Source organism: Metasolibacillus sp. FSL H7-0170, assembly GCF_038593115.1.
GTDB classification, from domain to species: domain Bacteria; phylum Bacillota; class Bacilli; order Bacillales_A; family Planococcaceae; genus Metasolibacillus; species Metasolibacillus fluoroglycofenilyticus.
This window is the reverse complement of record NZ_CP151964.1, coordinates 1,952,264-1,965,041: the sequence shown is the minus strand read 5'-3', so window position 1 is coordinate 1,965,041 and position 12,778 is coordinate 1,952,264. Positions and strand designations below refer to the sequence as shown.

9 protein-coding genes are annotated in these 12,778 nt (G+C 38.1%); 6 read left to right on the top strand and 3 right to left on the bottom strand.

Annotated features, from left to right (window positions below; translation table 11 throughout):
- Positions 1 to 107: 107 nt before the first annotated feature.
- A complete protein-coding gene (locus tag MHH70_RS09100; RefSeq protein WP_342471329.1) occupies positions 108 to 935 on the top strand; it encodes a lipoate--protein ligase family protein in 828 nt (275 codons plus the stop codon).
- A gap of 531 nt (positions 936 to 1,466) precedes the next feature.
- Here MHH70_RS09100 and MHH70_RS09095 read toward each other — a convergent pair.
- A complete protein-coding gene (locus MHH70_RS09095; RefSeq protein WP_066168140.1) occupies positions 1,467 to 2,096 on the bottom strand; it encodes an RsfA family transcriptional regulator in 630 nt (209 codons plus the stop codon).
- A gap of 195 nt (positions 2,097 to 2,291) precedes the next feature.
- On the opposite strand from MHH70_RS09095, the gene MHH70_RS09090 reads away from it, so the two are divergent.
- The 4 genes from MHH70_RS09090 to MHH70_RS09075 all read left to right on the top strand — a co-directional run bounded on the left by MHH70_RS09090 (position 2,292) and on the right by MHH70_RS09075 (position 10,655).
- Entirely contained in the window at positions 2,292 to 2,516 is a 225-nt protein-coding gene (locus MHH70_RS09090) for a DUF1450 domain-containing protein (RefSeq protein ID WP_042470727.1), read from the top strand.
- 109 nt (positions 2,517 to 2,625) lie between these two features.
- Positions 2,626 to 3,918 carry an HD domain-containing protein gene (locus MHH70_RS09085; RefSeq protein ID WP_342471328.1) on the top strand — a complete coding sequence of 431 codons (1,293 nt, stop codon included), beginning with the start codon at positions 2,626 to 2,628 and terminating at the stop codon, positions 3,916 to 3,918.
- 417 nt (positions 3,919 to 4,335) lie between these two features.
- Positions 4,336 to 4,554, top strand: coding sequence for a hypothetical protein (locus MHH70_RS09080; RefSeq protein WP_066168144.1), 219 nt, complete (start codon positions 4,336 to 4,338; stop codon positions 4,552 to 4,554).
- A gap of 491 nt (positions 4,555 to 5,045) precedes the next feature.
- A complete protein-coding gene (locus MHH70_RS09075; protein WP_342471327.1) occupies positions 5,046 to 10,655 on the top strand; it encodes a collagen binding domain-containing protein in 5,610 nt (1,869 codons plus the stop codon).
- 57 nt (positions 10,656 to 10,712) lie between these two features.
- Here MHH70_RS09075 and MHH70_RS09070 read toward each other — a convergent pair whose 3' ends face one another.
- The gene (locus MHH70_RS09070) at positions 10,713 to 11,396 is read right to left on the bottom strand and encodes a class A sortase (protein ID WP_107942012.1); all 684 of its coding nucleotides are present in this window, start codon (positions 11,394 to 11,396) and stop codon (positions 10,713 to 10,715) included.
- A 168-nt stretch (positions 11,397 to 11,564) separates the two neighbouring features.
- Positions 11,565 to 11,750 (bottom strand): 2-hydroxymuconate tautomerase, encoded by a 186-nt coding sequence (locus MHH70_RS09065; protein ID WP_066168154.1) that lies wholly within the window; start codon positions 11,748 to 11,750, stop codon positions 11,565 to 11,567.
- A gap of 67 nt (positions 11,751 to 11,817) precedes the next feature.
- Between MHH70_RS09065 and MHH70_RS09060 the strand changes: the two genes are divergently transcribed.
- Positions 11,818 to 12,330 carry a YwhD family protein gene (locus MHH70_RS09060; protein ID WP_066168157.1) on the top strand — a complete coding sequence of 171 codons (513 nt, stop codon included), beginning with the start codon at positions 11,818 to 11,820 and terminating at the stop codon, positions 12,328 to 12,330.
- Positions 12,331 to 12,778: the final 448 nt, after the last annotated feature.

Here is a 12,778-nt window from a genome sequence, read left to right as displayed (position 1 = left end):
AGACATTCCTAAGTGCTAACTGTCACGATTTCGTCATGACTTTTCAGTGACAACTTGTTCGTGTATGCTAGAGGATAGTTGAATTTGTGAGATTAAGGAGAACAATTATGGAACAATTTTTTCAAACTTGTGAGTGGAGACTAGTAGATGAATCAAATTTACAATCGCGCTCTCCGTTAGCGTCATTTGCCATGGACGATACACTTTGTCATTTAGTCGGACATCAAATGACTACACCAACCATTCGTACATGGGTACATAAGGAATCTGTTGTGTTAGGCATCCAAGACCATCGCCTACCATTTATCGAGCAGGGCATGCACTTGCTAAATGCGCAAGGTTACACGCCGATTGTACGTAATTCAGGCGGTTTGGCAGTTGTGCTCGATCCAGGTGTACTTAATATATCTCTTGTTATTAGCGAAAAAGAACAGCCATTATCAATTAATTCAGCATTCGAAATGATGGTACAATTTATTAAAATGTTGCTTCCAGAAATTGCTGAGGATATTGAGGCATATGAAATAGTAGGCTCCTATTGTCCTGGCTCCTATGATTTAAGTATTGGTGGAAAGAAATTCGCAGGAATTTCACAAAGGCGTATGCAAGGTGGCATCGCAGTGCAAATTTATTTATGTATAGAGGGTAGTGGGAGTGAGCGAGCAGAGCTTATTAAACAATTTTATGAAAGAAGCCTACAACAGGAAGAAACAAAATTTCAATATCCTCGCATTGAACCAAGTGTTATGGCATCATTACAGGAACTGACAGGTACCAATATGACGGTCGTTGATCTAAATTTGCGCATCCAACAAATGTTACAACAAAGAGGCATTAACTGGGTGCTTACACCTTTGAAGTCAACTGAAAATGAGTTATATATGTACTATTTACAGCGTGTCTTGCAACGTAATCAAAGCATGTTGGCGAAATAAAAGCTGCGAGCAAGTCGTATCAACCAAAAAAGCAAATCGCCAATAGAATCAAGAAAATCGCTGATAAATTGTACTAAGTTGCTGATAAAATTGAAAACACCGCGAACAAAACAGGGCAAGCCACCAATGAACGGCGTATAGCACAAAAAATAGCGAAACGCCAATAGAACAAGCAAAAGTGCCAATAGAATCGAAGTAATCGCCAATAGATTGCAGCAAAATCGCCAATAGCATAGGCATATCACAAATAAAATGGGACCCGCAAATATATTCGGGAACCGTGCAAATAAACAATGGCGAATCTCAGACCACTGAAACCAGCGTGCTTGCTTTTTCGTTGTCGATTTTCTAAAAAACAGATTGTCCGAAAAGTCCATGTTATTTTGAAAAAGCATTGCAATCAAGCTTTTCCTCGCTTACTTTTTATTTAATGGTAACAGCGCTAAAGCCAGTGTTTCTCACACTTTTCATTAGCAAAAACACAAGCTGTCCAAAACACCAGCTATGCATGGCTTTTTGGACAGCCTCCACTCACATTTGTATTTCATCATTTTCGATGGAAGAAATTAAATTGCCGTTACGCTCCATTTTAAAAATCGGTGCAATACGCTCTTCCTCCTCATCTAGTGCCACAAATCTGCGCGCACGATTCATAATTTGGACAAACTGCTCATAGTCCTCACGAATTGCGATGTTTTCCTTGCGAAGCATTTCGAGCTCCTGCTCTAGCTCGCGATTTTTTTCAGTTGCTGTGTTTGCTAAGTAACGCCACTTCGAGCTTTCGGCGTCACCTGCACTATGCTGTAAACGCATTAAATAAGCAATAACAATATCTAAAGATAGCGTCGATAAAGGGATAGATTTCGCATCACCATTATCTGCTGTAACGAGTATATGTTGTGCACGGCGACGAGATGGGTTGCCCAATGCTCGCAATCTCTCTTTACGCTCTCTTTTGGCTTCTGTTAATTGCTCCTCATACATTTTTCGAACAACTGCATTCCAACGAAAACCGCAGGCAGCCGCTGTTCGATTTAGTGCATCACCAACTTCATCAAAGGCATTTAACTGTGTGCTTCCTTCTTTTACATGACGTAACACCGCCTCTGCTAATAGCTCATCGTTTTCTTTTAACCAAGCATCCTGTCTTACTTTCATTATTAATCTTACCTCCTATAATGTTCATAGTTTGATTGTTCATTACTAAGCATGACCAAATCCCAAATGATTTATGCAAAGGCTACATAAATTTTCAAATCTTTGACGGAGAAATTAGGATTTCGCTTGAATGCAAGCCCCGCCATAAGCTAAAATAGCTAGTAGATTAAAAGCGAAAATAGAAAGGTGTTGACTCTAGTGGCAAACGAATTTCGAGTTTGCGATGAATGTCAGGCCGTTAATTTAAAAACGTTAATTCCGAAATTAAAAGAAATTGATCCCGAAGCAACGATTGAAATTGGCTGTCATTCATATTGCGGTCCTGGCCGTAAAAAAACATTTACCTTCGTGAATAGTAGACCAGTTGCTGCATTAACTGAAGACGAGTTAATGGAAAAAGTTCTGGCAAAGTTGAAAAAGTAAAAAGAGCTGGTGCGCCAGCTCTTTTTTGTATAAAGGTGATGCTACAACTTTTTCGTTCCTATTAGAAAATGATAAAATATGACTAATTAGAATAAAGGAGGGATGCAAAATGAGCTATGCAACGGCGAAATTAGTTGAGGAAAAAGTGTTTAAAGACCCTGTACATCGTTATGTTCATGTGCGTGACCAAGTCATTTGGGATTTAGTCGGCACAAGAGAGTTCCAACGTTTGCGCCGCATTCGTCAGCTTGGTACGACTTATTTAGTGTTTCATGGTGCAGAGCATAGTCGCTTCAACCATTCGCTAGGAGTTTATGAAATTGTGCGCCGTATTGTTGATGATATTTTTGCAGGTAGGCCTGAATGGGATGCATCAGAGCGTTTATTAGTGCTATGTTCGGCACTGCTTCATGATTTAGGACATGGTCCATTTTCCCACGCATTTGAAAATGTTTTTGCAACAGACCATGAGGAATTTACACGTGCGATTTTGCTAGGTGACACAGAGGTAAATGCTGTACTACTTAAAGTAGCTCCCGATTTCCCTGAAAAGGTTGCACAAGTTATTGAAAAAACATATCCAAATAAACTTGTAATCAACTTAATTTCAAGCCAAATTGATGCCGACCGCATGGATTACTTACAGCGGGATGCTTACTATACGGGTGTGAGCTATGGGCATTTTGATATGGAGCGCATTTTGCGAGTAATGCGACCTCGCATGAATCAAGTAGTTATTAAGGAAAGCGGTATGCATGCGGTAGAAGATTATATTATGTCACGCTATCAAATGTACTTACAAATTTATTTTCACCCTGTATCACGCAGCGCGGAAGTCATTTTGAATCATATATTAAAGCGTGTGAAAGTTTTGAGTGAGGAAAATTATCAATTTAAGCATGCACCTGTTCACTTTCAACCATTTTTTAATAATACGATTACTGTAGAAGATTATATTGCGTTAGACGAAAGCATTATGCTGACGTATATTCAATTTTGGATGCAGGAGGACGATGCCATATTACGTGATTTAAGTACCCGTTTCATTAATCGCAAGTTATTTGGCTATATTAATATGAATCCAAAGAAAGAACCACAGCGCTTTGCTCGCTTACAGCAATTATTTCAACAAATAGGAATTGACACAGCCTACTACCTCGTACACGATTCAACCTCTGATTTACCATATGATTTATATCAACCAGGTGTAGCAATAGGAAAGCTACCAATTATGCTACAAATGGCAAACGGCGAAGTACGTGAGCTATCACAGGAAAGCTTACTTGTTGACGCTATAGCAGGACGCTTAAAAACAGATCATAAAGTATACTACCCTGAAGAAATATTGACAGATGAAACAATAGATGAAATTTTCAAAGAAGAATTACGGAGATTGTTGTAAAATCATCATTAAAAAATATGAAGACGTCCCAAAAGCAGTGCATTGCCTGCTTTTGGGACGCTTTTTATGATGTTTCATCAGAGAATTAACTAGGTAGAATAGAAAAGAATTTCTTTGGAAATAGGATAAACACTGAGTTTTGCGGCTTTTTTGAATTTAAAATAAAAATAAGTAGAAAGCTAATTTTCCACTGCACTGAGAAGGAGTTCGACCATTGAAGAAATTATAAATACATAGAGAAAAGAACTAGTTAGAAAAATATTTGAAATTAAAATTAAGTATTTAAGACTACTTAATTTTATATTTATCCAGCCGATGATTATGGATGTAGGTCATTAAGTATATATTTTAGAATACATGATTAATCGAGATACTACCAACTTGAAATATAAGGAATAAACGGGGGCATAGGAAATTATGAAGAAAAAAATCAATACAGTAACACTTGTTTTACTAGCAGCAATTATCATCGCTTGTAGCCCAATTAAAGCATCGGCAACAATGGTGGTGGTAGAAGCACCAGTAACAGCAGTAAGCTCGGTAGCAAAATTTGATGGGGCAGAAAGTAAACATAAAGAAGTAAAGCCTGTACTGTTAAAAAACATAAAAAAATTAGTGAGCAAAGTAAAAAAATAAAAACATGAGTTAAAACCTTAACTATTTATGAACTTTCATATTTAGTTAAGGTTTTTTTGTCGGTTTTTATAATGGGAAAATTAGTTATATTACGACTTTGTAGACATATAGATTGATGAAGGTATGAAAGCCTTCTAGTACCAAAGGCTGTACAGAATTTGTTTAGGTGTCTTCCGTAAAATAGGAGTAGACAAATTAACTAAAATCTAATTCCAATTAAGCCCTTAAATATGCCGATGCTTTGAAGGAGGTGAGACAAATTTTTATCGGCTCGTTACAAAAAATGAATACACATATTTTAGGAAACAGGCAACAAAGTGACCTTGTCTCCGCTTTTCTTCAAAGATTGAATGTGTGTTCGACAATGACGACTAACTAAACTAGGAAAGAGAGACTAGCCAACTGTTTGCAGTAGCCATTCCTAACATTAGGTTACACGTCGTCAGCAAACAACAAGGGCAATCTCTCACACCTAAGAAGAGGAGAGGGACATGAGGAAAAAGATTAATATTGCAATGCTGACAATGCTATTAGTGTTCCAGACGTTGATTGGACCGTTGTCGGTATTTGCGGACGAAGTAATCATTCCTGAACAAACACCGCCAGTAGAGGAAAATAATGGGGGAGGGGATGTTGGTGAGGAATCACAAGTAACATCTGAAGATACGGCTTCATTAGATGTGCCACAAAACATTGTGGGCCCTTTAAGTGACAGAGTTTATCAGGAGGATGTAGATTTAGACATTATTCAATCTGTAACATTAAATGGCCAAAATGTTGAAAGTATGACAGAATTATCTGTTCGGAACGGTGATACTGCGCAGTTCCAATTTGAATTTGCTTTACAAGAAGGGCATCCATATGGACCGGGATCTAAGTTAACAATTCCTTTAGATCCAATATTTAATAATATTCAAGGGCAAGGGAATGTAAGTGGTTATGGTACGTTTAGTGTCCAAGGGAATGCAGTAGAAATTACTTTCAATGACAATATTTTAGATGAATTCGGTGGGCCTTTTGCAATTGAAGAGGCTTTCTTTAATATTACAGCTCGGTTTGATGCTAATAATACTGAATGGGAAAAAGACATTGATATCCCAGGTTCCGAAACAATTACGTTGAAATTTAACCCACGAGCAGGGCAAGGGACAACTGTTAATAAGGACGTTGATACAGTCGATGGTAATGGTCAAGATAGCCAGTGGATTGATTGGGTTGTAACTGTTAATACGAATGCACAAACTACAGGTCCACAAATATTTGAGGATGAGCTAGACCCGCTTTTAGAATATGATCAAAATCATCCAGTAACAATTACACCAATTACAATTACACCTGCGGGGATTGGCAATGAAGGAACTCCACAACAAGTTCCAGTAAGTGATATAACATACACTGCTACTACAATGTCATTTAATTTACCTGATACGACATATACAGGCTACAAAATTAAATATCGTACACTTGTAGGAGATCCAGGTAATGTAAGAGACCACGCATTTAGAAATACGGCAAAGTATAATGGTGAAACAGCCCAAGGAAGCCAACATGTTAATTTTGGTGACCCATTAGCAAAATCTGTTACGAAACAGCCAAGTGCATCGGATTTAACAACAGCTTGGCAAATTAGATACAATTATAATAAACGTACAATTTCAGAAGCTGTTGCGAAAATTACGGATACATGGACAGATTCTCAAGAATTAGTCGATGGTATCGCGGGTATTAAAGTGAGCCCAGATGAGAGTAACTATGTTATCAATCATATACCTGGTTCCAATACATTTGAAATTGATTTTACTGGTAATATAGATAAAGCCTATACGATTACTTATAAAACACAGCCAAAAGCGAATGTTTATCCAGTTAATAACATTCCAGTTATTAACACTGTAGAACGTCCAGATATGCCTGGAGAAGAACAATCTGCAAATGTAACGTATAATAAAAATAGTTTATTATTAAATAAAGCAGCAGTAAACAATGGTATTAACTATGAACAGAAAACGATGGATTGGACAATTACAGCAAACCAAGCAGGTTATGAATTAGTTGCAGGTACAGTCTTTACAGATACTTTTACAGACAACAACTTAACATTAATAGAAGGTACATTAATTGTTAATGTTGGTGGTACAGCTTTAACCAGAGGATCTGGATATACTTTAACTAATAACAATAAAGATGGTTTCACAATCACTCTAATAAGCGCTACAAATGAGCGTATTACGATTAGTTATACAACAGAATACGATATTAAAAATGATGGTCAAAATGACAACCAATATCGCAACTCTGTTCATATGACAAATTATAATTTGCCACCAGAGGGAGTTACGGACTCTGCTACACATTTTCCTAGAGCTGAGCAACAAGCGAATGGTAAAAAATCTGGACACTACGACTATGCAGAGAAAACTTTTTATTGGGATGTAGAATTAAACTTTAATTACAATACGTTAGAAAATGCTATATTTGTAGATGCGCTTCCAACAACTCAAACAATACAAAACATCGTAGTGGAAACAGGTACAGTAAATGCTGCGGGTACTTTTAGCCGAACTGGTACTTTAAATGTTTCGAATAGTGCGACGGTTCCTAATGAAATTCGCTTAGAGTTAGGTGAAATTACCGGTCCAGTAAAAGTTACGTATGAATCTGTTGATACAGATGATGTAATTGAACATACTGGTAGTAGCTTAAGTATTACGAATACAGCAGAGTTATATAATGGTACAATATTCAATGCTAGATGGGAGACTACTGTTAACGTAGAGAAAACAGAAAAGATTTTAGAAAAATACGCTACAGTTACTCCAAATAGTCAACAAATTGCATGGAATTTTGAATTTAACTATGCACAATCAGAATTAAAAGATGTAGTTATTACAGATACTGTTGGAAAAGATGCTGACGATAACCCGAACCAAATTATTTTAGAGGATACATTTAAGGTTTATAAGGTTGAGCTGACGGGTGAAACACCAGCCTCCCCAACAGTAAATCGAACACTTTTAGCATCTGATGAATATGACTTAGATATTAATGTGAGAAATGGAACATTCACATTAACTCTAGGGGCTGTCGAAGATGCTTATTTCGTAGAGTATGAAACAATATTTATTGGTGCATCAGGTACTGGAGCAGAGAATACGGTTACTGCAGACTACGTAGGTGTAGATAGAACTTCAGGCTCTGATTACGTATTATCTGCAGCAATTAACTATGGGGCAGGTGCCACAGGCATTAAAGTACCATTTGTTATTGTAAAAACAGATGCAGCAACTGGTGAACCATTAGAAGGTGTAACGTTTAATTTAAGAAGTCAATACGGTGGAAACAAAGTGCTTGTGACAGGAACAACAGATGAAGACGGTATATTAGACTTTGGTTATATGTTAGCTGAAGGTATGTACTACTTAGATGAAACGATTGTTCCAGATGGTTATAATCAAGAAACATTTAACTTTGCTTTAAATCGAGCAAATGTAGCTACCACGGGAGAATATATTGGCAAGCAAGTTGTAGAAATTCAAAATATGCCAATTGTAGGTGGGGTATGTGATTACTTCGAATTAACAGTAAGAGACGTTGACGCTCAACTGGTAAATGGTGAAAATATCACATTAACAAATAAAGTAACAGGTTTCGCTCAAATTGTTACTATAAATGATGGTGAAATTGAATTTAAACGTAATGCAAGTATAAGTGGAGCTCAACCTGTTTTAATTGCTGGTGAGTATGAAGTTACTTATGAAGATGGTTATCAGGCAGATGTCACAGTCGAGTATAGCGGTTCAGATTGTAATGCTGAGGTACAACCACAGCCAGCATGTCCACAATTCACAATTACGATTTTTGAATCTGCGGATGAGAACGGTGATGGTCAAAACCCACGTCAAAACGCAACTATCACATTAATAGATGAACAAGGCCAAACTGTTATTGTGAAAGATACACAAGGTGACACAGTGTTGCTGGAAACAGACGAAAATGGTCAAGTAAAATTACCATCTACTAGAGACAATGAAGATGGTTTAAAAGCTGGAGATTATGCAGTATATGAAGGTAATCAATTCTTAGGCAAAATTACTGTTTCATATAAAGGTAACTGTGAAACTGAGTTAATTCAGAGCCCATCATGTCCGCAATTCACAGTTCATGTAAATGATGTGGATGGAAATCCTGTAGCAGATGGTACACAAGTAGTTGTAAAGGATGCAAATGGTTCTGAAATTGCAAATGTAAATACTATAGATGGCAAAATTACAATTGGCGGTGGAGAAAATAATCCAATTCTGCCAGGGCTATATACTGTTGAGGTAGATGGTGAAACATATACAGTTGAAACATTAAACTGTGAAGCTACAGTTCAACCACTAGTATCAGGATGTTCACAATTCACCCTAACGGTAAGCAATGAAGATGGCTTATTACCAGAGGGTACAATCGTAACGATTTTAAAAGATGGTGAAACAGCTACAACTGACTATGCAGTAGGTGAAAATGGTCAAGTGATTTTCCCAGTAACTGACGGAGTTTATTCATTAGAGCCGGGTAACTATACAGTAGTATCTTATACAGATGCACATGGTAAAGTTAGAACATTTGATAGTGTTGATGGTGCATTCCAAGTTTCTTATGCTAGTGATTGTGCCGATGCAGTAGAAAAACCACGTGCATGTACAGTATTCACAATTATCGTGAAAAAACCAGATGGTAGCAATGAAGAACAAGGTACAAAAGTTATTGTTGAAGATGCAAATGGTAACCCTATTACATCTGACCCACTTGAGGTAGGCGAAGATGGTAAAGTAGAGTTCCCAGCAAACCAAGAACCGGGGTATTACACTGTTTATGAAGTGAATGAAGACGGTTCGAAGGGGAGCCAAATTGGCACAGAGCCAGTAAAAGTAACATATGCAGATAACTGTGAAGCAGTGGAGCTTCCTAGAAATGCATGTCCACAGTTTACATTAACAGTGAAAACAGCAGATGGAACATCCGTTCAAGCTGGTGTGAAAGTAAGCATTGTTGATGAAAATGGTCATGTAGTAGTTGCAAATCGTGAAACAAATAATGATGGGCAAATCATTTATGAGCGCGATGGTGGAAGTGGTCCGTTAAAACAAGATGAGACATATAAAATTGTTAATGAGGCTGGAAAAGTACTAGGTACAATCACTGTAAGCTACACAGATGAAGTATGTGGAGCGGAAGTTCAAGTTCCAGCAAATGCATGTCCGCTATTCACATTAACAATTCAAGACGTTAATGGTAACGCACGTGAAAATGTAGCATTTACTGTAAAAGATAAATTAGGTAATACAATTGTAACGGGTACGACAGACGTAGATGGTAAAGCGACAGTTCCTTATACAGTTGAACCGGGTGAGTATCAAGTGATTGTAGGTACAGAATCACCACTTACGATTACAGTTGTAGAATGTCAGGCATTGGCTAAGCCAACTCCACCAACACCTGGTGGTGGAGGCGGTGGAGGCGGCGGTGGAACACCACCAACAACGCCAGAGGAGCCAACAATTCCACCAACAACACCGGAGGAGCCAACAACTCCACCAACAACGCCAGAGGAGCCAACAACTCCACCGACAACACCGGAGGAGCCAACAACTCCACCAACAGCACCAGAAGAGCCAACGACACCACCAGGAGTAGAGGAAGTAATTAAGAAAATTCCTCAAATCCCAGGTATCGTGCCGGTACCACCAACACCAGGTTCAGAGGAGCCGGTACGCTATGAAGTACCGAATATTCCTCAAATTGTTGAAGAACTAGCGAAAGATCCAGCGAAGCTTCAGCAAACAATTCAAGACCTAGAAGCATTCATTAAGCAATATGAATCATTATCTCCAGAGGAGCAAGCATACGTTGACGAGCTTGTAAACATGGATTTAGTGAGAAGCCTTCTAAATGAATTGAAAGAAGCGGCTAACGTGCTTGCGGCAGCGAATAATAACCAAAACAAACTGCCACAAACAAATGATGCAAATTCAACAACTGCAATGGTTGTCGGCTTTGGATTATTAGCACTAGGCTTCGTGTTATTACGTCGTCGCTTTATGACAACAGAAAAATAATCAAAAAGAAACCCCTCAAGCGATGGATAATCCATTTGTTTGAGGGGTTTTCTCTGTTTAATTAGCAATTTTAGTGAGCGCTTCTGGTGGTGCATCCAAGTCATATTGCTTTGAAAAGCTTGCCTGTACGAAGAGACGTCTTACACCTTCATCAGCGCATGTAATGAGTGTTAATAGCGTTTCGTTTGCTACATCGTCAATGACGTGTACGGCCGTTGCTTCAACTACTTCAATTTTTGTAATATGATATTCGAAAATAGCATTAGCATTTGTTAAATATATCGTATCACCGATTTCGCTATGATACAGTGGGCCAAATAAAATATCACGGTCCTCAAAATAGTGGGCAGCTAAAGCGTAGTTTCCTTGACCCATTATTTGTTCGGGCTTCATCGTACCAGCGCCAACCGCCAATGCATTTTTGCCGACCCCTTTCAAAATTGGGAGCTGCATGTCGACACTTGGAATGCCAATACTACCAATTACAGGTAAATCCTTGCGGTTTGCCTGTGCCTGTAATACTTCCCAAATCGACAAAGATTGTACCTCTTCAAAATCGAAATCTGCCTCTATTTCATCGTTAAATTCAAGCATTTCAGAAGATGTTGAAACAGTGACAAGCTCCTCGCTTAATCGTTGTACAAGTAATGCTTGAATCGGCTTGATAAAAATGAGTGTCAGCCCAACCGCAAAAAGTGCGATTATTGCCAAAATATTCAAAATAGAGCGTAATTTTTTCATAAGCACCTGCCTTATAGAAAGAAGCCGTCTGAAAAGTCATTTTGAGAAGGCCGCTTGCACTGAGGATAGTGACAATGTATTGTTACTATCGCAGAGTGAATATTTAATATAGAAGCTAAGTTGTTCGAAAAAGGTACACCCTTTTTGGATAACCATAGCTCTGTGTAATTATTTGTCGATATGAAGCACGCCTGCATTCGCGTAATGATTTTTTGACATTTCTTCAATAATAATCGAAATATTTTCTTTTGGTGCGTTCACTGTTTTAGATACAGCCTCTGTGACTTCTTGCACTAAAGCACGCTTTTGCTCATCCGTGCGTCCTTCGAGCATTTTAATCGTAATGATTGGCATAATATTGCCCCCCTCTATGTATTTTAGTGTATATTATTAATAATAGCACAATTGGAGGTTATACGAGATGTTTAATGAAGAAAAACCAAAGCAAAAAATGGGCTTTACGATTATAAAAAATGACCCAACAGATGGGCATAAAGGATTTGGAATTGGTTCTTTATCATTGGAAAATGTATCGCCTGTTATTATAGATGTGGAAGAAAAAACAGCTATTGTGGATATCGGCGCAATGCATGCGAAAAGTGATGTAGAACGTGGCATTAAATTTACCGTGAATCGAGAGGATTCTGCAGGTGGTAAAAATTATTGGCTCGTATGGGTAACGATTGATTACAAAGAGGAAGGACCTTACTACGCAGGTGTGACAGCATGTGAAATGGTTGTCAACCGCGAAAAACGCCGAGGCTATAAAATTTTAGCTGACCATGTAAATAAAATGGATAAATCCATGAAACGCCAAATTATTGTTGACCATATGGATGATGTCTCCAAAAAAATACTCACTGAATTTTTACAGCAGCATAACAGTGAGCTATGGAATCGAAGCGACGCCAAGCTCCGCAATGATTTAGCCTAAAAAGTCATGGGCGGTCCACCATGTTTGACCGCCCATGCACAAATACAAACAAATCTTATGAAATTGTACATAAATCCCCCAAAAAATATAGATAACTTAGATACTATGAAAAACACAGATAACTACGCGAAACCGCAGATAACTTCATGAAAAACTACAGATACCCCTACAAAACCGTACATAATTCTTTCGCAAAAACTAAACTCCACACTAAAATACATTCACTTTATTACTGATTTAGCTATCGTCAATCCTTTTTGCTACATTACTGAAAAATAGATGAACAAAATGTGACAATTGCCTTCAGTGGGCATAAGGTGGTTGAAAGTGCACATGAAAAAAAGTAAACTTGTATGTAAGGCTTACAGCTAGTGAGCTAGGACACTTTGGTAAATGGACAAGCTATGAGAGCTATGCGGCATTTGAACCAACCCAAGCCGAATGCCCC